Source organism: Clostridium sp. UBA4548, from assembly GCF_002387895.1.
Taxonomy (GTDB): domain Bacteria; phylum Bacillota; class Clostridia; order Clostridiales; family Clostridiaceae; genus Clostridium_J.
Window position 1 is genome coordinate 20,122 of the sequence record NZ_DGLI01000023.1, and the last position, 23,281, is coordinate 43,402.

Annotated in this window: 23 protein-coding genes; 11 read left to right on the forward strand and 12 right to left on the reverse strand. The window is 31.4% G+C overall.

What is annotated here, in order from left to right; translation table 11 throughout:
- The first annotated feature begins 59 nt into the window (after positions 1–59).
- From B3040_RS08250 to B3040_RS08280, 7 genes are all read left to right on the forward strand, one after another.
- Positions 60–1,232, forward strand: coding sequence for an alanyl-tRNA editing protein (locus tag B3040_RS08250; RefSeq protein WP_291572092.1), 1,173 nt, complete (start codon positions 60–62; stop codon positions 1,230–1,232).
- A 67-nt stretch (positions 1,233–1,299) separates the two neighbouring features.
- Positions 1,300–1,539 carry a DUF1292 domain-containing protein gene (locus B3040_RS08255; protein WP_017416162.1) on the forward strand — a complete coding sequence of 80 codons (240 nt, stop codon included), beginning with the start codon at positions 1,300–1,302 and terminating at the stop codon, positions 1,537–1,539.
- 29 nt (positions 1,540–1,568) lie between these two features.
- The gene (locus B3040_RS08260) at positions 1,569–1,733 is read left to right on the forward strand and encodes a hypothetical protein (RefSeq protein ID WP_017416161.1); all 165 of its coding nucleotides are present in this window, start codon (positions 1,569–1,571) and stop codon (positions 1,731–1,733) included.
- Between the two features lie 210 nt (positions 1,734–1,943).
- The gene (locus B3040_RS08265) at positions 1,944–2,621 is read left to right on the forward strand and encodes a deoxynucleoside kinase (protein ID WP_291572096.1); all 678 of its coding nucleotides are present in this window, start codon (positions 1,944–1,946) and stop codon (positions 2,619–2,621) included.
- Between the two features lie 65 nt (positions 2,622–2,686).
- Entirely contained in the window at positions 2,687–3,997 is a 1,311-nt protein-coding gene (locus B3040_RS08270; RefSeq protein WP_291572541.1) for a CCA tRNA nucleotidyltransferase, read from the forward strand.
- 46 nt (positions 3,998–4,043) lie between these two features.
- A complete protein-coding gene (locus tag B3040_RS08275; protein ID WP_291572098.1) occupies positions 4,044–4,301 on the forward strand; it encodes a DUF1292 domain-containing protein in 258 nt (85 codons plus the stop codon).
- 179 nt (positions 4,302–4,480) lie between these two features.
- Positions 4,481–5,362: an SDR family oxidoreductase gene (locus B3040_RS08280; RefSeq protein WP_291572099.1), complete on the forward strand. Its 882-nt coding sequence runs from the start codon at positions 4,481–4,483 to the stop codon at positions 5,360–5,362.
- A 133-nt stretch (positions 5,363–5,495) separates the two neighbouring features.
- Here B3040_RS08280 and B3040_RS08285 read toward each other — a convergent pair whose 3' ends face one another.
- The 9 genes from B3040_RS08285 to rsxC all read right to left on the reverse strand — a co-directional run bounded on the left by B3040_RS08285 (position 5,496) and on the right by rsxC (position 13,586).
- Positions 5,496–6,971: a Na+/H+ antiporter NhaC family protein gene (locus tag B3040_RS08285; protein ID WP_291572101.1), complete on the reverse strand. Its 1,476-nt coding sequence runs from the start codon at positions 6,969–6,971 to the stop codon at positions 5,496–5,498.
- Between the two features lie 425 nt (positions 6,972–7,396).
- Complete coding sequence (gene deoC / locus B3040_RS08290; RefSeq protein ID WP_291572103.1) at positions 7,397–8,065, reverse strand: deoxyribose-phosphate aldolase; 669 nt, start codon at positions 8,063–8,065, stop codon at positions 7,397–7,399.
- A 128-nt stretch (positions 8,066–8,193) separates the two neighbouring features.
- Positions 8,194–8,628: a SoxR reducing system RseC family protein gene (locus B3040_RS08295; RefSeq protein ID WP_291572105.1), complete on the reverse strand. Its 435-nt coding sequence runs from the start codon at positions 8,626–8,628 to the stop codon at positions 8,194–8,196.
- Between the two features lie 69 nt (positions 8,629–8,697).
- On the reverse strand, positions 8,698–9,543 hold the full coding sequence (locus B3040_RS08300) for an RnfABCDGE type electron transport complex subunit B (protein WP_414632531.1): 846 nt from the start codon (positions 9,541–9,543) through the stop codon (positions 8,698–8,700).
- Between the two features lie 18 nt (positions 9,544–9,561).
- A complete protein-coding gene (gene rsxA, locus B3040_RS08305; RefSeq protein WP_017416152.1) occupies positions 9,562–10,137 on the reverse strand; it encodes an electron transport complex subunit RsxA in 576 nt (191 codons plus the stop codon).
- 14 nt (positions 10,138–10,151) lie between these two features.
- Positions 10,152–10,769: an electron transport complex subunit RsxE gene (rsxE, locus tag B3040_RS08310; protein ID WP_291572109.1), complete on the reverse strand. Its 618-nt coding sequence runs from the start codon at positions 10,767–10,769 to the stop codon at positions 10,152–10,154.
- Positions 10,770–10,771: 2 nt separating this feature from the next.
- A complete protein-coding gene (locus B3040_RS08315; RefSeq protein ID WP_291572111.1) occupies positions 10,772–11,320 on the reverse strand; it encodes an RnfABCDGE type electron transport complex subunit G in 549 nt (182 codons plus the stop codon).
- The gene (locus B3040_RS08320; protein WP_291572113.1) at positions 11,320–12,255 is read right to left on the reverse strand and encodes an RnfABCDGE type electron transport complex subunit D; all 936 of its coding nucleotides are present in this window, start codon (positions 12,253–12,255) and stop codon (positions 11,320–11,322) included. Before B3040_RS08320 ends, B3040_RS08315 begins: the two co-directional genes overlap by 1 nt.
- Positions 12,256–12,269: 14 nt before the next feature.
- Positions 12,270–13,586, reverse strand: coding sequence for an electron transport complex subunit RsxC (gene rsxC, locus B3040_RS08325; RefSeq protein ID WP_291572115.1), 1,317 nt, complete (start codon positions 13,584–13,586; stop codon positions 12,270–12,272).
- 235 nt (positions 13,587–13,821) lie between these two features.
- Between rsxC and B3040_RS08330 the strand changes: the two genes are divergently transcribed.
- The 4 genes from B3040_RS08330 (at position 13,822) to B3040_RS08345 (ending at position 19,142) form a co-directional block, all read left to right on the forward strand.
- The gene (locus B3040_RS08330; RefSeq protein ID WP_291572117.1) at positions 13,822–14,916 is read left to right on the forward strand and encodes a PfkB family carbohydrate kinase; all 1,095 of its coding nucleotides are present in this window, start codon (positions 13,822–13,824) and stop codon (positions 14,914–14,916) included.
- Positions 14,910–15,827 (forward strand): pseudouridine-5'-phosphate glycosidase, encoded by a 918-nt coding sequence (locus B3040_RS08335; RefSeq protein WP_291572119.1) that lies wholly within the window; start codon positions 14,910–14,912, stop codon positions 15,825–15,827. Before B3040_RS08330 ends, B3040_RS08335 begins: the two co-directional genes overlap by 7 nt.
- A gap of 765 nt (positions 15,828–16,592) precedes the next feature.
- Positions 16,593–17,954, forward strand: coding sequence for an MATE family efflux transporter (locus B3040_RS08340; protein ID WP_291572121.1), 1,362 nt, complete (start codon positions 16,593–16,595; stop codon positions 17,952–17,954).
- A 174-nt stretch (positions 17,955–18,128) separates the two neighbouring features.
- Positions 18,129–19,142, forward strand: coding sequence for a serine hydrolase (locus tag B3040_RS08345; protein WP_291572123.1), 1,014 nt, complete (start codon positions 18,129–18,131; stop codon positions 19,140–19,142).
- Positions 19,143–19,274: 132 nt separating this feature from the next.
- Here the strand turns inward: B3040_RS08345 and B3040_RS08350 are convergent, their stop codons facing one another.
- The 3 genes from B3040_RS08350 to B3040_RS08360 all read right to left on the reverse strand — a co-directional run bounded on the left by B3040_RS08350 (position 19,275) and on the right by B3040_RS08360 (position 23,263).
- Positions 19,275–21,032 (reverse strand): ATP-dependent metallopeptidase FtsH/Yme1/Tma family protein, encoded by a 1,758-nt coding sequence (locus B3040_RS08350; RefSeq protein ID WP_291572124.1) that lies wholly within the window; start codon positions 21,030–21,032, stop codon positions 19,275–19,277.
- 259 nt (positions 21,033–21,291) lie between these two features.
- On the reverse strand, positions 21,292–22,455 hold the full coding sequence (locus B3040_RS08355) for an amidohydrolase (protein ID WP_291572127.1): 1,164 nt from the start codon (positions 22,453–22,455) through the stop codon (positions 21,292–21,294).
- A 196-nt stretch (positions 22,456–22,651) separates the two neighbouring features.
- Positions 22,652–23,263 carry a 3'-5' exonuclease gene (locus tag B3040_RS08360; RefSeq protein WP_291572129.1) on the reverse strand — a complete coding sequence of 204 codons (612 nt, stop codon included), beginning with the start codon at positions 23,261–23,263 and terminating at the stop codon, positions 22,652–22,654.
- Between the last annotated feature and the right edge of the window lie 18 nt (positions 23,264–23,281).

The window sequence follows — 23,281 nt, forward strand, 5'->3', positions numbered from 1 at the left end:
ACTTATATATATTAAGAAGTTGTTTTATAACATAAATAGCATAATTGTAGGAGGATATCATGACAATTAAACTTTATTATAATAATCCATACATAACTGAATTTACAAGTGAAATTATTGAAAGTAAAAAACACCAAAATAAATATCATATTGTTTTAAAAGAAACTGCATTTTACCCTGAAGGTGGAGGACAGCCCTGTGATTTAGGAGAAATTAATGGAAGTAAGGTAGAGTATGTTTATGAAGAAAATAACACTATTTATCATGTATTGGACGAAAATGTAGATAGGACCATTGTGTCATGTAAGGTTAATTTTCAAAGAAGATTTGATCATATGCAGCAACATAGTGGTGAACATTTATTATCTGCTGCCTTCTTTAAGCTATATGGTGGTAAAAATATAGGTTTTCATTTAGGTGAAGATTACGTCACTATTGATATTTCCTTACCTAGCATAACAAAAGAAATGATTAAAGAAGTAGAAAATTTCTGCAGCGAGGCAATATTAAAGGATATGCCAGTAAAATGTTCCGTAGTAAATAAAGAGCAATTAAATTTAATTCCTATTAGGAAAGAAACTACAGTTACAGAGGATATACGAATTGTTGAGATAGAAAGTACTGATTATAGTGCATGTTGTGGTACTCATGTAAATACTACGGCAGAAATAGGAATGTTGAAAATTATAAAAGTAGAAAAATATAAAGGAAATTCAAGGATATACTTCAAGTGCGGAAGGCGTGCTTTAAATGATTATGCAAAAAAACATGAAATTATTTCAGAATTGGTTAAACTATTGTCCTCCGATGAGGATAACATAATATCACAAGTTGATTCAATGATAAAAACTGGTAAAGAAAAGAGTAAAACTATAAGCGATTTAAAATCAAAATTTTGTGAACTACACGTTCAGGATATATTATTAAATTTTTCAGGTAATGTTTACTCAAAGGTATATGAAGAGAAATTCTTTGAAGAAGTTAGTGAAATAGGAAAATTATTAGGAGAAAACAATGTAGATGCACTCATAGCTACAACTGTGGACAATACTATTCTTTTATTGGTAAATCATGATAATTCCATAGATTGTGGAAAAGTTTTTAAAGAGCATATAAAAACCTTCAATGGAAAGGGTGGCGGCAGTAAAAACCGTGCTCAAGGGAGTTTCAGTAATTCAGGGGATCTTTTAAGTTTTTATAATTTTATAAGTAAAGAAATCAATAATATTTAGAAACTATAAATATTATTAGTGAAATATGCACATCTTATAACTGTATAAATACTATAGGAGGGATAACATGAACCATAGTGAATTTATAACAGTTTATAATGATGCAGGTAAAAGGATAGAATTAGAACTTATTGATGTGGTAAAATTAGGTTCCAATGAATATGTAATAGCTGGTCCAAAGGATTCCAATGAAGCTTATGCTTATAAGGCTGTAAAAAGAAGTGCTACAGAAGTAGAGTATATGTCAATTGGTGCTGGTGCGGAATTTAACAGAGTTTTAGAAAAATTCAATTCTCAAGGAGACTAGTTCTTACAATATGAAAGGGAGGTAATTTTATGGCAACTAGAGAAGAAGCTAAAGCAGCAAACAATAAGGATTTCTTAAAAAAAGGTATGAAAAGTGAAGGACAAGTAAGTAAAAACCAATTTGTTTCTACAATTGAAGAACCTGAGCTCAACAAATCAGTAGAATATACTCGTAGAGATGGTTATAAAGTTTAAAAAATAGGGTTTGCTAATTTTAGCAAACCCTATTTTACATTTTTCATAGATTTTCCTTGAAAAATTTTAAGCATCTTCTTATACTAATATATACATAGATTATTTAAATGTTATAGAATAATATATGGGTTAAAATTTCTAGCTTTAGTACTAGCAATTTAAATTTACAATTTTACTAATTTTATCTTATATATGAGGAGTTAAACTACCATGGAGTTTTATAAAAGCTGCTTAAAGAAAATTGGACAAGGAGGATATTGGGATATGATAGTTATTGATGGAGTTGTTGGAGTAGGAAAAAGCACTCTTATGAATATTTTAGAAGAAGAGGGCTATGTTCCTTTTGAAGAACCAGTAGTTGATAATCCTATATTAGAGAAGTTTTATTATGACAGAGAAAGGTATAGTTTTCCACTACAAATATTCTTCTTGAACAAACGATTTAAAAATATTAAAGATGCTTCGAAAATAAAAAATGCTGTTATGGATAGGAGCATTTATGGAGATATTATATTTGCAAAGATGTTAAAAGATGCAGGGGAGATGTCAAATGAAGAATTTGATTTATATATGGAACTTTTTGAAAATATGATAGAACATTGTAAGGCTCCTAAGCTTTTAGTTTATCTAGAAATAGGTGTAGACGAGGCTATGAAAAGAATAAATAAAAGAGGACGAGAATACGAGAAAATAGTTGAACGAGAATACTGGGAAAAGCTTAATGATAATTATAAAGATTACTTTGAACAGTATAATATTTCCCCAATACTAAAGATTAATGTTGATAATATGGATTTCGAAAATAATCTAGTACATAGGAAAGAGTTATTAAATTCGATACATAAAAAAATTCAGGAAATTAACATATTAGGAGAAATAACTGCTTAAAAGGACTGATTTATACGGAAAATATTAAGAAGATAATTGCATTACCGAAGGATGTAAGATTAATTATAAATGCCTTACAGTTTAAAGGATTTGAAGCATTTGCTGTAGGTGGATGTATTAGAGATAGTCTTATAGGTAATACCCCTAGTGATTGGGATATTACAACAAGTGCAAAACCACAACAGGTAAGGAACTTATTTATAGACTTAGGCTACAAAGTAGTTGATACCGGTATTAAACATGGAACAGTAACGATCTTAATACAAGAAAATAGTTATGAGGTTACAACTTATAGAATCGAAGGAGAATATTTAGATAGTAGGCGTCCAAGTGAAGTATTTTTTACAAGTAAGCTGAAAGACGATTTAGGAAGAAGAGACTTTACAATAAATGCTATGGCTTATAATGATGAACAAGGTTTAAAGGATTATTTTAATGGTTTGAAGGATATAGAACAAAAAAGTATAAAAACTGTAGGATATGCAGAACATAGGTTTAAGGAAGATGCCTTAAGAATACTAAGAGCTGTAAGATTCTCAACAACACTTGATTATTCTATAGATAAACTAGTTGAGGAGGCAATAATTAATTCTTGTAGTGCCCTAAATAATATTAGCATGGAAAGAGTAAGGGAAGAGTTTGTAAAAATTATATTATCAAATAGGCCATCTTATGGAATGAAGAAATTGTTCGATTTAAAACTTATAGGATTCATTATTCCTGAAATAGATGAAATAATAAAAGTAAAGAAAAACAAAAAAAATTATAGTAGTATATTTAAACATGGTTTTCTCATACTAGATTCATTAGAAAGTAGTTTACCTTTGAGACTTAGTGCAATAATTTATACCATCATCTATGTTAATTATAACTACCTGAATAAAGATATCAGACATGATACCACAACTGTTGAGACAATTGCTAGGACAATTCTTAAGGGACTAAAATTTGATAATCTAACTATAAACAATACTTGTATACTATTAAAATATTGCAATATTAATTTTGAAGTTCACTCAGAAGAGGCTATAAAAAAATTTATCGCCCAAGTTGGAGAAAAAAACTTGAATGAGTTATTTTCTTTAATCTTTGCAAATATAAAGTTTGGTTTATCAAATAACATCTCCTATAATAATGTAGTAATTTTAAAAAGTAAATGTGAAGAAATTCTAAAAAAAGGTGAGCCATTGTACATTAAAGATTTAGCCATAGACGGTAATGATTTAATAACTATTGGACTTACGAAAGGAAAATTTTTAGGAGAAGTTTTAAATTACTTATTAAGTTGTGTGCTTAGAGATAAAGAAAATAATAAGAGGGAATTATTAATAGAACTTGCAAAGAAATATTGTAATTTGGCAGGCTATCAACTATAATTAATATAGTTTTTAATTTAAGCAAATAATGGAAGGAGAGATTGGCATGGATGATAGACATATTATTACATTAACAGATCCTGATACTAATGAAAAGGTTGAGCTTGAAATTGTGGAGGAACTTGTTGTTAATGGCGAAAATTATGCTCTTTTAGCACCATTAGATAATGATGATGAAGCTTTTGTTTACAAAATTTCTGGTGAAGGAACAGATGCATCTTACGAAATGGTTGAAGATGAGGATGAATTTAACATGGTAGTTGAAGAGTACGACAGACTATTTGACGAGGAAATGGATAATTAAATTTCCAGATAAAAATTTAAAGATAAAATCAAAATAAGTATAAACTTTAATAATTAAGCTAGTAAGAAGTTATTTCTTACTAGCTTAATTAATTTGTGTGAGTATCTTTCTACATAAATGTTTAAATTTTATAAATTTACCTATACTATCTATGAATGGATTGTAAAGGAGAGAGAGAGATGGGACCAAAAAAACTTAATCCAATGGATTTTCCTAAGGCAATGCCACCACAGCATCAAAATAAGCAACCAGGTATTGAAGCAGAAATGAATCCAAGACCAATTTTTGAAGATACAAACTGTGTAGGTTCAAGTAAACTAGTTGATAAGGTTGCAGTAATTACAGGGGGCGATAGTGGTATAGGTAGAGCTGTAGCTGTAGCTTATGCTAAAGAAGGTGCTAACATAGTAATAATGTATCTTGATGAACATGAGGATGCTAATGAAACCAAAACTATTGTTGAAAATTATGGTGGAAAATGCATGTTGATTTCAGGAGATATTGGTGATGAGAAGTTTTGTAACGAAGCTATAGAGAAAGTAATGAGTGAGTTTAAAGATATTCATATTCTTGTTAATAATGCAGCTGAGCAACACCCACAGGATTCACTTGTGGAAATATCCAGCGAACAATTAATTAGAACCTTCAAGACAAATATTTTTGGAACCTTTTATATGACAAAAGCAGCTTTAAAATATATGAAAAGTGGTAGCTGTATAATAAACACCACTTCTGTTACTGCTTATGAAGGGCATAAAACCTTAATAGACTATTCATGTACAAAGGGAGCCTTAGTTACCTTTACTAGATCACTTCATTTGAATTTGGTGGATAAGAACATAAGAGTAAATGCTGTAGCTCCTGGGCCAATTTGGACTCCGTTGATTCCTGCAAGCTTTTCAGCTAAGGAAGTGGGGCAATTTGGAAGTACAGCACCAATGAAAAGACCAGGCCAGCCAGTAGAATTAGCAGGTGCTTATGTATTCTTAGCTAGTGAAGATTCTTCATATATTTCAGGGCAAGTTATTCATATAAATGGAGGAATAATGGTCAGCAGTTAATTGCTTTAAACTAAATTTATTGAGGCGCAAAAATAATAGTATTAATACTACATAAGATGTTATTTGCAGAATAAATAACATCTTATATATTTTCAATAAAAAAGACCTCCATTGAAAGTGGAGGTCTTTTTTATTAAGCAGATATTGAATTATCTTTTGAAACTGATTTCTTTTTTAGTCTAACTTCAGGCTCTCTTGGTAAGCCAAATTTAGGTATAAATCTATCGAAACCAGTTAATGTAAGTATTAATATAGAAAATACAGCAACATATGCCATAAAGTTAAATTTAATAATATCTAGTGCAACAAACTGATGTAGTGGATAAACAGAAGTTGCAATACCTACATAGAACCCTATATAAACATGCCATGGAATTAATTGGGATCCAAATACTCCTAGAGCATCTGAGAAAGTTGCGTTTCTTAAACGAAGCTTGTACATTGCCTCTTCGCTACCTTCAACATTTTCTTCAACAAGCTCTTTTATGATTGGTCCAACAGTAACTATTTGAGCCATTTCATCTGCTAAGGCAGCATTACCAACTAATGATAAGGCACCATTCCAGAACATAAGTTGTCTTACATTTCTAGAAATTTTTAATACAAGGGTTGATAAAGGCTTGAAAGCATTAATTTTTGACATGATTCCCCCAAAGGCTCCAACCCACATCATCATTACAATTACCCACGATCCAGCGTCAGAGAAGCCTGTTTTCATCATATCAAGGAATGCTTGAGTTGATTCAACAGTACCTGCAAAGGATCCTAGAATAATTGATGACGCAATACCAATACCTAAGCAAGCAAGAGTTGAGACTCCCTTAATTGCAAAGCCTATAACAAGTAGAAGAGGAATAATCATATAAATAGGAACTCCATTTTTTACTTGATTAAGAAGTTGAACTGCAGATGGTCTTGCTGCCTCAAGTGGGCCCCAAACCTCCTGCGGAATAGCTTCGATAGCTTTAGCAGCTGTAGAAGCTTCAGTTGGAAGTCCCATTACATTACTTACTACAAAGAATATAATAGCTGTAACAACTAAACATGATAAAGACCAAAAGCCTTGATGTCTAATTCTATGAATAACTTCAACTTTTTGAATTCCAGAGCTAACAACAGTTGTATCTGATATTAGTCCAATATTATCTCCAAAACATGCTCCACCTGCGATAGCAGCAGTAGTTAGTAAAATATTTCCTCCAACTATATGATTTAACCACAGAAAAATTGGAGCACAAGCGGCAAAAGTTCCCCAAGAGGTTCCAGTTGCAATTGATAGTACAGATGTTACTAAGAAACCTACAACTGCAACAGTTCTTGCGGTTAGTCCAAGTGATAAGGATACGTTAACTATAGCTGCACCAACACCAGTTGCCATAAAGGCTTCTGCCATTGCATAAGCAAACATAAGAATGAAGAAAACTAACTGTAGATGTTTTACGTTATCTACTGCTGCGTCAACAATATCATTGAGCTTTAACTTTTCTGTTAAAGCTGCAATAATAGCTGCATAGATAGTTGCTATTGGTGCAGCAACTAGTGCATCTACATCGGCCATCATAAGTCCTGCCATTAAAAAGACAGGGGAAATTTTTAGTAATGCGATCATAAGTATGATACCCCCCATTAAATTTGATAAAACGTTTTCTTAATAAATGACAACATTTTAACAAAATTATTAATTTTATATTAATTATAACTAGTTTATAAAAAAAATTCAACATGTTTTGAAAAATCTGATAAATTTTTTTTATAATTTTCTAAATAAGCATAATAGAATTAAAATTTATTAAATACTGTAAACAGTTAATATTAATGAAAACTAAACAAATAATTAATTTGGAAGTTTTATTCTTGATATTATTATGAATCTAATTATTGGGTTTAATTTTAAGAACTATATAAGAATAAGAGGGGACAATTTAGATTTAAAAAAAGATAGGAGATATGCGATGAATATCTTAGCAAAAATAAAAAAAAGAGTAGGATAAATAAATATCATACTCTTTTGAAATAGTAAACTTAAAATAACTATTAATATCCAGATGTAGAGTTTGCTAAACCTTCAACAATTGCAATAGAAGAACTAGCACCGATTCTATTTGCACCAGCTTCGATTACTGAAACTACGTCTTCTTTAGTTCTAACCCCACCAGAAGCTTTAACTCCCATATTTGGGCCTACAGTTTCTCTCATTAGTTTAATATCTTCTACTGTTGCACCACCAGTACTAAATCCTGTAGAAGTCTTTACAAAGTCAGCACCAGCTTCTTGAGATAGCTGACAAGCTTTTATCTTTTCTTCATTTGTTAATAAGCAAGTTTCTAAAATAACTTTAACAATTGCTTTTCCTTTTGCTGTATCAACAACTTCTTTTATATCATTTAAAACTAATTCATAGTTCTTGTCTTTCAATGCACCAATATTAATTACCATATCTATTTCATTTGCACCTAATTCAATAGCTCTTGCTGTTTCAAAAGCTTTAGATTTAGTTTCCATGGCACCAAGAGGGAAACCAACAACAGTACAAACTAAAACGCCGCTATCTTTTAATTCCTCAGCTACTAACTTTGTGTAATAGGAGTTAACACACACAGATTTAAATTTGTACTCTTTAGCTTCATTACAGATTTGTATTACTGCATCCTTTGAAGCATCAGGTTTAAGTATAGTATGATCAATCATTGAAGCAATGTTCATATTAAAACCTCCAATTTCTACTTATAGATTTTTCATATACTACATGAGTATACATATAAGTGGTAAAGATGTCAAATGCGAGAAGAAGAGTAATATCTCATTAAATATTACTCTTCTTCTGATAACTTTTATGATCTATAATTTGTCATTATTTTTAGCATCTTTAAATTAAAGTCAGCAGTATTTTTTCTCTTGCTAATAATTCCACCAATTTTAAAGGCAATAACCATAGCTAACATAGACAATATACCTGAGTACAATTCATATTTAGATACATTTAAAGAGTTAAGTACAAATAAGCTTCCAAGCAATATAATTATTGTGAAGGCTGTAGGGAATATATAAGCCCAAAAATTCATTTTTGACAAGGCTTTATCTTCTAAGGAAACAACTACAGAATCACCAATTTTAGCATTTTCAGTATTTTTAACATCTAAAATTACAGTATCTACGGGGCAACCGGATTTACAGCCAGAACAGCCACCACCACAGCCGTTTTTTTTAACAAAAGCTATTTTTGCTATATCGCCATTAATTGATTTAACTATACCACTTTGTTCCATATTATCACCTCAAAATAAATTTAGAAGACCTAGATGGTCTTCTAAATTATATCATAATTAATTTAAGTATTAAACTGATGTACTCTCTGAAGTAAACTTAACAGCGTTAAGGTCTTCAGATGACCTTAAGTCTTCTATAGTTTTCTTTGGACATTTACCTACGCAAATGCCACAATTTACACATTTACTATAGTCAATTACAGGAAGATTGTTGGTCATTGTGATGGCTTGTTCTGGACAATTTTTAACACACAATCCGCAAGTAATACAACCTACTCCACAAGTATCCATAACTTCTTTTCCCTTATTCTTAGAGTTACATTGAATTCTAACCCTTGAATTTACTGGAGTAATTTCTATTAATCCTTTTGGACAGGCGTTGACGCAAGCACCGCAAGATGTACATTTTTCCTCATTAACTCTTGCAACTCCATCTATAATTTCTAGTGCATCAAACTGACAAACCTTAACACAAGATCCTAATCCTAAACAACCAAATTCACAGGCTTTAGAACCACCACCAGGATTAATTACAGCTTGATTACAGTCCATAATACCTTGATAAGTATATTTTTCTTTTGCTATAGTACATGTACCTTTACATTTTACGTAAGCAGCAGTAGGATCGTTAATTTCAGTAATAACACCTAATATGTTAGAAATTTTTTCTACTGCCATAGCGCCACCTGGAGTACATTTATTTGGTTTTACTGTTCCGCTTACTACCGCTTCAGCATAAGCATCGCATCCGGCAAAACCGCATCCTCCACAGTTTGCTCCTGGTAGTGCTTCTCTTACAAGAGGAATTCTCTCATCTACGTCTACTTTAAATTTATCGTTTGCATATCCTAATAGTAAACCAAAAACTATTCCTAGTCCACCTAAGCTTACCACTGGTGCAATCAAATTAGTCAATTCCATTATGGCACCCCCTTAAATTAATCCACTGAATCCAAAGAATGCTATAGCCATAAGTCCTGCAGTAATTAGAGAAATAGGTAATCCTCTAAATGCTTCTGGCATATTGGTATTATCTTCCATTCTTTCTCTTAATCCAGCAAGTAAAACTATTGCTAGCATATAGCCTAAGGCAGCTCCTAAAGAGTTTGCGATACCTTGAGCTAAGTTAAAACCTTTGTCCATATTTATTACAGCAACCCCTAGTACCGCACAGTTTGTAGTTATAAGAGGTAAGAATATTCCAAGGGCTCTGTAAAGTCCTGGATTAGTTTTCTTTATAACGATTTCAACAAACTGAACAAGAGCAGCTATAACAAGAATAAATGCTAATGTTGATAGGTACTGAAGATTTAATGGGATTAATATAAATACATTAACTATATATGTCATTATAGTTGCAAGAACCATAACAAAGGTAACAGCGAACCCCATCCCTTTTGCTGTCTCAGTTTTCTGAGAAACTCCAAGGAAGGAACAAATACCTAAAAATTTAGCCAAAACGAAGTTGTTGACTAATAGAGCACTTAAAAAAATACTAATTAATTCCAAAATTGTTCACCTCTTTATTTAGTGGTTTTAGCTGCTTTAGCTTTGTTTATTTTAAATTGGTTTAAGCAAGCTAGTAGTATGCCTAAAGTGATAAATGCTCCTGGAGCAAGAATCATTATAATAGATGGTTCATAGGAAGTAGGAAGAACCTGAATTCCATAAAAAGTTCCATTTCCTAAAATTTCTCTAAAAGTTGCTAAAATTGTTAATGCCAGTGTAAATCCAAGGCCCATACCTATAGCATCAAAGATAGATGGTAAAACACCATTTTTAGAAGCATAAGCTTCTGCTCTACCTAGAATAACACAGTTAACAACTATAAGTGGTATAAATATACCAAGTGCTTTATATAAAGCTGGTAAATAACCTTGTACCAAAAATTGAATCAATGTAACAAAGGCAGCAATAACTGTTATATAAGCTGGTATTCTAATTTTATCAGGTATAAATTTTCTTAGTAAAGAAATAACAGCATTTGAGCCTATAAGAACAGCAGTGGCTGCGAGTCCCATTCCAACTGCATTTTGAACACTTGAAGTTACTGCAAGTGTAGGGCACATTGCAAGAACTTGAATGAATACTGGATTTTCTTCAATCAAGCCTTTTTTCATTCTTTCACCAAACACACTCATGGTTACTTAGCTCCTTTCAACTGATCGTTATAAAATTTAATTGCAGAATTAACTCCACTAGTTACTGCTTTAGAAGTAATAGTAGAACCTGTCATAGCTTGTATGTCGCCTCCAACAGTTAGTTCCTTTTCAGCAGATTTTCCTTTAAATTGATCTTTAAACTTAGGCTTTTCTGCATTTGATCCTAAGCCAGGAGTTTCGGTATGAGCTAATATTTTAACTCCTTCAACTTTTCCTTCAGTTGAAATACCTATCATCATTGTAATTGGTCCACCATATCCACTAGATTTTACTGTAAATAAGTAACCTGAAAGTTGTCCGTTTTTATTTCCTTCATAAATTGATGATATATTTGCATCAGATGAGAAATTCTTTTCAGATTTTTTAAAATCAGTTGCCGCTGGTAAGAGCTCCTTCATTGCTAAGGATTGTTCTTCTTTAGCTTTAGCTTCAATTGGACCTTTTGTTATTTCATATGCATAACCTAAAAGTAACCCAGCAATTCCAGCGATTATAAGCAATTTAATTCCTAACTTTAAATTTTCTTTCATTATTTTCCACCCCCGAATACACGCGGATTTGTGAACTTGTCAATAAATGGAACAAATAGATTCATAATTAATATTGAGTAAGAAACTCCTTCAGCATAACCACCATATAAACGAATTAAGGTAGTTAAAATACCACAACTTATACCAAATACTAAATGACCTGTTTTAGTCATTGGAGAAGTTGTATAATCTGTAGCCATATAAAAAGCTCCAAGAATCAATCCACCTAGGAAGATTTCATATAAACCATTACCTGACATTAATCCTTGTCTACCTAGTAAAGTAGTAAGTACAAATACAGTTCCTATATAACTTACTGGTATATGCCAAGATATAACTTTTTTATATAGAAGGTAAGCAGCACCAATTAATAATGCTAAGGCTGAAGTTTCCCCAATACAACCTCCAATATTTCCAACGAATACATCGAATATGTTTGGAAGAGCAGCGACACCATCACCTCTTAGAATTCCAAGTGGAGTAGCTCCTGTAGTACCATCTAAAGTCCATGTAGTCATTCTCACAGGGTAAGCAGCAAGTAAAAAAGCTCTTGCAGCTAAAGCTGGGTTAACAATATTTTGCCCGATTCCACCATAGAAACATTTAACTACAATAATTGCAAATGCACTACCTAATGCCACCATCCATAGTGGAATAGTAGGTGGTACGTTAAATGCTAGCAACAATCCTGTTACTACTGCACTCAAATCTTTTATCATAATAGGTCTCTTAGTTATTTTTTGAAAAGCATATTCAGATAAAACTGCTGAACCAACAGCGGTTAAAATTACTAATAGTGCATTAAGCCCAAAAAAGTAAATCCCTGCAATTGCAGCCGGAAGTAGTGCGATTAATACATCTCTCATTACTGTGGAAACAGTATCTTTAGATTTTATATGAGGAGACGTCGATACGGTATATAATCTCTCTGACATTCTATTCACCTCTATTATTTCTTTTTCTTACTTAGGACTCTTCTTTTACCTTCACGACAGGTTTGAGTTAAGTGACGTTTTGCAGGACACACAAATGTACAACATCCACATTCGATACAGTCCACGCCGTGATACTCTTCGAAAGTATCATAGTCACCTTTAAGAACCATTGAATTTAATTTAGATGGTATTAAGAACATTGGACAGGCATCAATGCACTTTCCACATCTTATACAGCTACTTTCAGGTTCTATATCCCATTCTTTCTGAGATAGGCATAATACTCCAGAACTTCCCTTTATTGCAGGAGTATCTAAAGAGAATAGAGCAGTACCCATTAATGGGCCACCAGAGATTACCTTTGATGGATCTGTAACGAAACCATCACAAGCTTCTACTAACTCTTTTAGTGAAGTTCCAAGTTTTACTCTTAGATTTTTAGGTGTATTTATAGCTCCTCCAGTAACAGTAATAACTCTTTCAGTTAAAGGTTTTCCAAGTACTACTGCATTCCTAATGGCATGAACAGTAGCTACGTTTTGCACAATACATCCAACATGAGCAGGTAATTTTCCAGATGGAACTTCACGCTTTGTTGTTGCATATATTAGTTGTTTTTCAGCACCTTGAGGGTACTTAGTTTTTAATGCTACAACTTCAACATTACTTAAGGTACTAATAGCTCTACTAATAGCGTCAATTGCATCTTTTTTATTGTTTTCAATCCCTACATATATTTTAGTGTTTGGAAACATATGTAAAAGGATTTTTAAACCTTCTGCAATTTCATCAGAATTTTCAAGCATTAATCTATGGTCGCAAGTAAGGTAAGGTTCACACTCTGCGGCGTTAATGATAATGCTATCAATACTGCAATCTGCAGCAGGGGAAAGCTTTACATGTGTTGGAAAACATGCACCACCAAGTCCAACTATACCAGCTTCTTTAATGATTTCTAAAAGTTGTTCCTTCGACAAATTTTGAAAATCTTTATTTGGGTTATAGTCTGTTTCTTCATAAAGATGATCGTTTTCTACAATAATTGACATCACCTTTGTGCCGTTTGAATGAAGAACCGGCGCCACGTTTTTAACTACCCCTGAAACACTTGAATGAATAGGAGAAGAAACGAATCCAGTTGCTTGTCCTATTTTTTGTCCAACAAGAACCTTGTCGCCCTTTTTTACTAAAGGCTCACAAGGAGCTCCAATATGTTGAGACATTGGGAAAACTAAATCTCCTTTTGGAAGATAGTTTTCAATTGATTTACTTTCAGAAAAATGTTTTCCATGAGGCGGATGAATTCCTCTTTTGAAAGTTAAAAGTCCCATAATGACCCTCCATTTCGCAATAAGTTTTAATACTTTTTTAAATAAGTTATAAAATACAACTTTAAATTATTATAACTCGAAATACCTTTAGGTGCAATAAGTATGTATTTTTATCCATAATTAGTTAGTATGTTAAATAATTTAGGTTTATGATATTGATTTTTAAATTATTACCTGATATATTAAATATAAAGATTAGTTTATAAAATAAGCAAATGTGTATAAGGAGTTAGGTATGACAAATAGAGAAGAGGAAGTTTTATATCTAATTAAAAACAATCCATTGATTTCACAAAATGAACTTGCTAAATTATTAGGAATAACTAGGTCATCTGTTGGTGTTCATATAACTAATTTAATTAAAAAAGGATATATTAATGGAAGAGGTTATATAATTAATGAGGAAAATTTTGTTTCTATTATTGGTGGCGCCAATATGGATATCTTAGGATTCTCCAATGATAATTTAAGAACTAATGATTCTAATCCTGGAAAAATCAAAGTTTCCCTTGGAGGAGTTGGAAGAAATATAGGAGAAAATCTAGTTAGATTAGGTGTTAATACAAAGCTAATAACAGTTTTAGGTGATGATTTATATGGAAATAAAATTGTTGATGAGAGTAGGATATTAGGACTTAACCTAGATAATAGTTTACAGTTAGAAGGTTATGCTACTTCTGTGTATATGTCTATTTTAGACAATAATGGTGATATGCAGGTAGCTATTTCTCAAATGGATATATTTGAGAATATGTCTATTGAATTTATTAAGCAGAAAAAAAATGTGATTGAAAGTTCAAAAATATGTGTAATAGATACTAATATTCCTAAGGATGTACTTGAGTATGTTGTTACAAATTTTAAGAACACTAAATTTTTCTTGGATACTGTTTCTGCAACAAAAAGTATTAAAGCTAAAGATGTTATCGGGAAATTTCATACTATAAAACCAAATAAGCTAGAAGCAGAGATACTCTCAGGAATTTCTATAAAAAATGAAAAGGATGTTGAAAAAGCATCACAATATTTCTTAAATGAAGGGGTTAAGAATGTATTTATTAGCCTTGGTGAGAAAGGTATCTATTATTCCAATGGTGTTACTAAAGGATATTTGAGAAGTCCTAAAGTTAAAGTTATCAATGCAAATGGAGCAGGGGACTCTTTCTTAGCAGGTGTCATATATAGCACCTTAAGAAATGATTCAATTTATGAGGCTGCGAAATTTGGAGTTGGATGTTCACTATTAACAATATGTCATGAAAACACTATAAATCCCAATATATGTATTGAAAGTGTAAATAAAAAATTAAAGGAGACTGGATTATGTTAAAAAATTATTTAGATATTAATGTGGAAGTTGAAAAAGCTATAATGGAAGGAAAGCCTGTAGTGGCTCTAGAGTCTACAATTATTTCTCATGGTATGCCATATCCAAGGAACGTAGAGACAGCTCTTAAAGTGGAAAGTATCATAAGAGAAAATGGAGCAATACCTGCAACGATAGCTATAATAAATGGAAGATTAAAAGTAGGCTTATCAGAAGAGGAAATAGAATTTTTAGGCAAAGAGAAGAATGTTATAAAAACTAGTAGAAGAGATATTCCTTTTATAGTTGCTAATAAATTAAATGGTGCTACAACCGTTGCTTCAACAATGATAATTGCAGCATTAGCCGGAATCAAAGTTTTTGCCACAGGCGGTATTGGTGGAGTTCATAGAGGTGCTACAGAAACCTTTGACATCTCTGCAGATTTAGAAGAGTTATCTATGACAAATGTAGCAGTTGTATGTGCAGGAGCAAAATCTATATTAGATATTGGATTAACTTTAGAATATTTAGAAACAAAAGGTGTGCCAGTGGTAGGTTTTAATACTGATGAATTGCCAGCTTTTTATACAAGAAAGTCAGGCTTCAAGGTTGATTATAGAGTGGATACTGAAGCTAATCTTGCAAAAGCACTTAAAGCTAAGTGGGATTTAGGTTTAAATGGTGGCGTGGTAGTTGCCAATCCAATACCCGAAAAGTATGCAATGGATTTTGATGTAATAACTAATGCAATAACTAATGCAGTAAAGGAAGCAGAGGAAAAAGGTATTAAAGGTAAAGAAAGTACTCCTTTCCTTTTAGCAAAAGTTAAAGAGATAACTAAAGGTGAAAGTTTAGAGTCTAATATTCAATTAGTTTATAATAATGCGGTGGTTGGAGCTAGGCTTGCTGTAGAATTAAGTAAATTAAGCTAAAGATCTAATTAATGCTAATGTATTAGGGTAAAGGCAATAAAATAAGAGGCAGACTTAAGCCTCTTATTTTATTGCCTATTTATAAAGCCATTGAGTATTAATATGAATCCTATAATTATCAATAATATTGGAAGCAAAGCTTTAAAGCTAATTATGGGGAAATACCTTTCATATATAGGGAATAAAAAGATAAATATAGAAATCAGTATTAGGAGCAGTACAATAGATAAAATATAATCGTTTTTACTTCCAAAAATATAGTAGTTTAAAAGTCCTAGGCTCAGGGATAGAAAAAATATAGATATATGGGAAGAAAAGTAATAGAACTCTTTATATATATTGATTGTGTACATGAATCCATACACAATAAGAATTCCAGAAAGGAAGAAAAATAGTTTATAAGCATGGCTATTCAATGCTACAAACTCAATTAATATTCCAGAGAGCAGTATGAATATTGGCCAATATTTAAGTGTTTTAAAGTATACATTGGCATCATATTGATATAGAAAGTATAGGGCACCTATTATTAAACAAGTAAGTCCTATATATATTTGTTTGCTTTTCATAAATTCCTTCTCCTAATAAGTACTTTATATTTAATTATATTTATAGAATTAACATATATAACTAAGGGAATGCAAATGAGTTTATTCTATAATTTGATATTTAAGATCATTTAATATCAATGTAGAACAATTTATTATCCTATGCTATAATGTACAGGAATTATAGGACTAGATTGCTAATATGGGGGATTATTACATGGATAAAAATTTGCTAGATAAAAAGACTTTTATTAAAACCTTACTTTCTTTAGCACTTCCAATCACTATTCAAAATTTAATTTCGTCATCTTTAAACATGGTGGATACAGTGATGATAGGTAGTTTAGGAGAAGTTGAAATTGCAGCGGTGGGGCTCGCTAATCAATTTTTCTTCTTATACTCCTTAATTACTTTTGGAATAAATAGTGGTTGTGCAATTTTCATTTCTCAATTTTTCGGGAAAAAGGATTATAAAAATATTAGAAGAGTGCTAGGTCTGTGCATCTTAGTAGGAGGAGCTACAGGATTATTATTTACAGTAGCTGCACTGGTATTTCCACAAGCTATAATGAAGTTTTTTAGTACGGACTCCAGGGTTATTTCTATTGGAGGAAGCTATCTTTCTATAATTGCTTTTAGCTATATACTAACTAGTATAAGTTTTGCTTTTTCCTTTGCTTGCAGAAGTACTGGAGAGCCTAAAATTCCCATGGTTACAAGTGCTACTGCATTAGGCTGTAATACAATTTTAAACTATTTACTAATTTACGGTAAGTTTGGCTTTCCACAATTAGGGGTTGAAGGGGCTGCGATTGCTACATTAATTTCAAGAACAGTAGAACTTACTTTAATAGTTAGCATAATTTATAAACGAAATGGAATACTCGCAGCTAAACTTAAGGAACTAATTGATTTAAATAAGGAGTTTGTTCTCAGTATAGTAAAGACTATCTATCCAGTTATATTAAATGAATTTTTTTGGGCCCTTGGCATGACAATGTATTCGGTAGCTTATGCAAAAATAAATACAGAAGCTGTTGCATCAGTGCAAATTTCAGGAACAGTTCAAAATATTTTTATGGTAGCAGCTTTTGGATTGGCTAATGCTTGTGCAATAATGATTGGTAGAGAAATCGGTGCAAAAAGAGAAGAAAATGCTATGATCCTTGGAAAAAGATTTATTAAGATATCTTTATCAGTAGGATTAGTTCTTGGTTTAATGGTGTTCTTTGGTAGTGGTGTTATTTTATCATTTTTTAATGTTAAACCAGAAGTTATTAAAGATACTAGTGTGATTTTGAAATTATTTGCAATGATTATACCAGTGAAGATGTTAACGGCTTTATTTATTGTAGGAATTCTGCGAAGCGGAGGAGATACTAAGTTTTCCTTAATCTTAGAAATAGGAAGTGTATGGGGAATCGGTGTCCCTTTAGCATTTTTAGGTGCTGTACTTCTAAAACTTCCAGTTTATCTTGTGGTTGGGATGGTTTATATTGAGGAAGTAGTGAAGTTAATTATAGCATTTCCAAGATTTAAATCTAAAAGATGGATTAGAAATTTAGTTCAAAACTTGTAGCAATAAGTGATTAAATGTTTTTTAGGCATTTAGTCACTTTAAATTTTATATAAGTAAAATTTAAAAGTAAAGCAATATGGAAATAGCTACATATAATATATGATATTGCATACTTAAAGAAAACGTGGGACAATGTTTACATAACTTATTATATTTTTTTAGGAGGGAGATAATTTGGATAAACGCAGCAAAAGAAAAAAGCTGACTAAAAAAATGAAAAAGAAATTGCGATTATTTTACATGAAAGTCATAGCATGTAGTTTAACTCTTTTGGCATTAGGAGTAATTATTGATAGGATTAATAATAATTCAACTGAGGGTTCTACATCTAAACCCACAGTAAATGTTAATGTGAGTATCAATTCTAAGGAGCTTTTAAAACATGAAGATATTTTTCCTCATGTAGCAAAAATTAATAAATTCTTAAGTATAAACAAAATAACTGATGAGAATATTGAAGAAATGATAGCAAAAATTAATGATTATCTTGGAGATGATATTAATAAGGTATCAATAAGCTATTATGATATAAATACAGGAAAAAACTTTAATATAAACGAGACAGTAGAATTAAAAGCTGCAAGCACGGTGAAAGTTCCTGTATCTATGATGTTATACGATGCTATTAATAATGGGGAAATAACGGAGCAAAGTACCATGTTATACAAAAAGGGAGACTATGAAGCTAGTTTTGGTGGCATTGGATATGAAGATTTAAGTAAACCCAAAACCTTTGAACATATTAATGAGTGTATGATAATTTACTCTGACAATGTTGCTGTAAATATGCTTTTAAGATATTTTGGAAATAATAGAAGATATGATTACATAGAAGCAATAGTAGGCCATGAAGTTAACAGAAAAGGGAATTTTTCTACTGCAGAAGATACAATGAAAATATTAAAACACTTATATTTTAATCCAAACAATAATCCTCATTATGAAAAAATAGTAGAACTTATGAAAAAAACCTCCTTTCATGATAGGTTAGACAAGTTAATACCACAAGAAAATGTTGCTCATAAAATTGGGGATTATCAAGATAATACAGGAAATTACGTTCATGATGTGGGAATAATATATGGAAAAAAACCTTATATTTTAGTTGTTATGACAAAGAATTTAGGTAACACTTATGATACAATAGCGCAAATATCAAAAATAGTTTATGATGAACAAGTAGAATAAATTGTAAAAAGGAGAGCTTATAAAACAAGCTCTCCTTTTTAGTGAATTACAATCAAATTTAATTTTATTCAGTGAATATAAAATTGAAGTTTACTTTCACTCACCAGGGCAGAAGTCTTTTATATACTGTTTTTAAACGGCAATGTCTATGTCAACTAGACTCATCAAATCATTGTGATGAAGCGTTTCTTTTTCCAAAAGTTCTGTAGCAATAATTTCTAAGGTATTCATATTTTCTATTAGTGTTACTTTTACCATATTGTATAATTCATCAACTGTAACTTTGCATTCTTCAATTACACTACTAATATCGCTATTATTAATGAAGTTATTCATTTCTGACAATCTTAAAAGTCCTAGAGATTTACCCATACCATATTCTGTAACCATATTATTCACCATATTTGTTGTGTGTTTCAAATCACTAAAAGCTCCAGTAGTAATTTTATCTTTACCAAATACTATTTCTTCAGCTGCACGGCCACCCAATAATACCATTATTCTTCTTCTAAGATAATCTAGATTTTGGTATGAACTATCCTTAGGTAAACTTAAAGTATATCCTCCTGCTCCTTTTGAAGTAGGAATAATAGTAACCTTCGAAACCTTTTCCTCAGGTAATTTTAATAAAGATATTAATGCATGTCCTGCTTCGTGATAAGCAGTTATTCTTCTATCTACTTCGCTCATTGAACTTCTCTCAATTTTTTCATAACCTGCTAATACAATTGAGTAAGCCTTGTCAAAATATTCATCTGTTATATATTGAGAGTTATCTTTACAAGCAAGTATTGCAGCTTCATTTGTTAAACTCTCCAATTTAGCACCAGAGAAATAAGCTGTCTTAAGTGCTAAATCTTTTAGATCTACATTTTTAATTGGTTTATTTTTCAAGTGAAGATTTAAAATCCTTTCTCTTGCAGCTATATCTGGCAATGCTACTTCTATATGCCTATCAAATCGACCAGGTCTTAATAATGCAGAATCTAGCATGTCCAACCTATTAGTAGCAGCCATAACAACTATTCCAGAGCTTTCACTAAACCCAGACATTTCAGTTAATAGAGCATTCAAGGTTTGATCTCTTTCATCATTACCGCCATTTTTACCACTATCCCTTTGTTTTCCAATAGCATCAATTTCATCTATAAATATTACAGCTTTACCATGAGTCTTAGCTTTCTTAAATAGGTTTCTAATTCTGCTAGCTCCAACACCTACATAAACCTGAATGAAATCGGAGCCAGATACAGCATAAAAAGGAACACCAGCTTCCCCTGCAACGGCTTTTGCAAGAAGGGTTTTTCCAGTTCCAGGATCTCCATAGAGAATAACCCCCTTAGGCATCCTAGCACCGTATGAGGCATACTTTTCTGGATTTTTTAGAAAATCAACGATATCTTTAAGACTTTCTTTTGCCTCTTCGTTGCCAGCAACAGAGTGAAAATTAAACTTTTCTTTAGCAATATTTTGACCATCCAAAGCTTCAATTGAAGTAATTTTACTTCCACTGATAGATGAATTTCTAATTGCTAGAATAATTAAAGATAATAAAGATAACCCTAAAATTGTAACTGGGATTCTTTGAGCTATAGGCATAGCAGCAGATGCTCTCACTTCTATACCTTTGCTTAATAAATCTTCTTTTAAAGTTATACTGTTAGGATTATCGGTAACATAATTAGTTCCATCCTTTAAAAGTACATTTATTTTTGAAGATGCATTAATTTCAACAGTAGAAACTACAGAACTTGAAGTATCCTTTAGAAATTCAGGATAAGACTTGTAGTTCATGGTATTCGTTTTGTGAGTAGTAGCTAATAATGCCACTAGAGAAAGTAGTGCAGTAAATATCGGTATAAGAATGTATTTATTTTTAATTTTATTCATGAATACAAATCCCCCTCATAATATATATTTTAAATTAAGCAGTTACTTAAATTATAAGCAAGTATTAAGTATATTTATTATTATATAGAAATTTTAAATAAAGTCTAATTTATTTCATATAATTTGGATATGTAAGTTATGGCATTAATGACAAAGAAATAAAAAATACTTAACAACGAAAAAAACCCCTATTTATATATAGTAGGGGTTTGGCTTTTCTATTATTATTTAGTTGTTACTAAGAAGTTTTTAATAGATTTTAAAGTTCGTTTTTTATTACCTGGCCATTGATCATTACAAATTTCACCTTGTTTCTTAAATCAAAGGGATGCCCATTATAAATAACTATATCTGCATCTTTTCCGGGTTCAATTGAACCAACTTTATTATCGATACTTAGAGCTTTAGCGGCGTTAATTGTAATTGATCTTAATGCTTCCTCTTCATCCATACCTTCTCTAGCTGCAAGAGCGGCACATATTGGTAGATACTGTAGAGGAATTACTGGGTGATCAGTCATAATTGCTACCTTCAAGCCTGCTTTATTTAAAAGCGATGGAGTTTCAAAGGTCAAATTTTGAAGCTCGATTTTACTCCTATCAGATAAAGTAGGTCCTACTATTATTGCTTTCAGATTTTCTTCCTTTAAGTAATCAGCAATTAAATGTCCTTCAGTGCAATGCTCAAGAGAAATATCAACATTAAATTCCTTAGAGATTCTTACTGCTGTTAAAATATCGTCTGCTCTGTGGGCATGAGCTTTAAGTGGGATTTCTCTTCTAATTACTTTAGCTAAAGCTTCTAACTTCATATCATATTCAGGTGCTTTTTCCTTGTTTTCTAAAGCTTTTTCTTGTTTTTCTATATAGTTTTTAGCTTTAATTAAATGTTCTCTAAGAATTGCTGCTGTTGCCATTCTTGTAGAAGGAGATTTTTTTTGAGAGTTGTATACTCTTTTAGGATTTTCTCCAAAAGCTACCTTCATTGCGGTACATGGATCAATAATCATATCATCAATTCTTCTGCCATGAGTCTTCATAGTAACGAAGGTTCCACCAATAACATTAGCACTTCCAGGACCGGTAGCAACTGTTGTAATACCAGCTTCTAAAGCTTCCTTAAAGCACTTATCTATAGGGTTTATAGCATCAATTGCTCTTAGATGTGGTGTTACTGGATCCACAGCTTCATTTCCATCAGAGCCTTCAAAGCCCATAGCATTTTCCCACATACCTACGTGACAATGAGCATCAATCATTCCAGGCATTAAAAATCCACCGTGAGCATCAATTACCTGAGCAGTTTCAGGAACCTCAAAATTACTTCCAACAGAAATAATTTTCCCGTCGTCAATAAGAACCATTCCATTTTGGAAATTTTCATTAGCCATAGTATGAATAGTAGCATTTTTAATTATTAACATATCCCTAGTCCCCCCTAAATTTAATATAGTTATAATATCTAATTACTATAAATATATTAAAAATCCTTTTAAAATATAAAAAAATCTTTATTATCTTTGATAAATTTATCTGTATAAAATATTAGAACTTAAGTAATATGCTAATACTTAAGCTCTAATATTTTATACTAAAAGGTTCAATAAAAATTAATACACTTTACTTTTGTGCCAAGTTTGAAAAATACCCCTTAGGAATTAATCCTTTTTTAATGCCCATAGTTACAACTAAATATGTAGCAGTAGTATCAAATCTTGCATCGTGGTAATCACCTATGCCATCAAATAACTCATTACACTTGCTTAAAATATCTTCCTTAGAAATTCCTAAGAAAGTAATTACCTCTTCTAATCGAGGATTCTTTATTCCGCCCTTACCATTTGTTAGTTTGCATTTATCTTTATAATAACTCATGGTACAGAAGTTATGCCTAGTATTTAGTTGAATATCACAAAATTCTAATTCGTGGTTTAAGAATTTTAAATCAAAATTAACATTATGGCCAATAATAATGTCTGCCTCAAGAAAATCTTGTATAAAGCCTTCTAGTTGATCTTCAAAGTACATTCCATTACTCAGTTCATAAAGTTTTTCTAAAGAAAATCCATGGATATCTTCAGCGCTAGAACTCATATCTTCTACAGTGAAAAAGAAATTTTTACCAATAGTTGATTGAGGTTTAGTATTATTATCAACTAATATATATGATAACTGGCATATATTGCCTGGTCTTATATCTGTAGTTTCTGTATCAAAAAATAAAAGTTTCACTATAAAACCTCCTTTAAT

What these genes read in the sequence shown, in the direction of transcription:
- B3040_RS08250 (WP_291572092.1), top strand. Translation starts at nt 60, where the DNA reads ATGACAATTAAACTTTATTATAATAATCCATACATAACTGAATTTACA.
- B3040_RS08255 (WP_017416162.1), top strand. Translation starts at nt 1,300, where the DNA reads ATGAACCATAGTGAATTTATAACAGTTTATAATGATGCAGGTAAAAGG.
- B3040_RS08260 (WP_017416161.1), top strand. Translation starts at nt 1,569, where the DNA reads ATGGCAACTAGAGAAGAAGCTAAAGCAGCAAACAATAAGGATTTCTTA.
- B3040_RS08265 (WP_291572096.1), top strand. Translation starts at nt 1,944, where the DNA reads ATGGAGTTTTATAAAAGCTGCTTAAAGAAAATTGGACAAGGAGGATAT.
- B3040_RS08275 (WP_291572098.1), top strand. Translation starts at nt 4,044, where the DNA reads ATGGATGATAGACATATTATTACATTAACAGATCCTGATACTAATGAA.
- B3040_RS08280 (WP_291572099.1), top strand. Translation starts at nt 4,481, where the DNA reads ATGGGACCAAAAAAACTTAATCCAATGGATTTTCCTAAGGCAATGCCA.
- B3040_RS08285 (WP_291572101.1), bottom strand. Translation starts at nt 6,971, where the DNA reads ATGATCGCATTACTAAAAATTTCCCCTGTCTTTTTAATGGCAGGACTT.
- deoC (WP_291572103.1), bottom strand. Translation starts at nt 8,065, where the DNA reads ATGAACATTGCTTCAATGATTGATCATACTATACTTAAACCTGATGCT.
- B3040_RS08295 (WP_291572105.1), bottom strand. Translation starts at nt 8,628, where the DNA reads ATGGAACAAAGTGGTATAGTTAAATCAATTAATGGCGATATAGCAAAA.
- rsxE (WP_291572109.1), bottom strand. Translation starts at nt 10,769, where the DNA reads ATGAGTGTGTTTGGTGAAAGAATGAAAAAAGGCTTGATTGAAGAAAAT.
- B3040_RS08315 (WP_291572111.1), bottom strand. Translation starts at nt 11,320, where the DNA reads ATGAAAGAAAATTTAAAGTTAGGAATTAAATTGCTTATAATCGCTGGA.
- B3040_RS08320 (WP_291572113.1), bottom strand. Translation starts at nt 12,255, where the DNA reads ATGTCAGAGAGATTATATACCGTATCGACGTCTCCTCATATAAAATCT.
- rsxC (WP_291572115.1), bottom strand. Translation starts at nt 13,586, where the DNA reads ATGGGACTTTTAACTTTCAAAAGAGGAATTCATCCGCCTCATGGAAAA.
- B3040_RS08330 (WP_291572117.1), top strand. Translation starts at nt 13,822, where the DNA reads ATGACAAATAGAGAAGAGGAAGTTTTATATCTAATTAAAAACAATCCA.
- B3040_RS08335 (WP_291572119.1), top strand. Translation starts at nt 14,910, where the DNA reads ATGTTAAAAAATTATTTAGATATTAATGTGGAAGTTGAAAAAGCTATA.
- B3040_RS08340 (WP_291572121.1), top strand. Translation starts at nt 16,593, where the DNA reads ATGGATAAAAATTTGCTAGATAAAAAGACTTTTATTAAAACCTTACTT.
- B3040_RS08350 (WP_291572124.1), bottom strand. Translation starts at nt 21,032, where the DNA reads ATGAATAAAATTAAAAATAAATACATTCTTATACCGATATTTACTGCA.
- B3040_RS08355 (WP_291572127.1), bottom strand. Translation starts at nt 22,455, where the DNA reads ATGTTAATAATTAAAAATGCTACTATTCATACTATGGCTAATGAAAAT.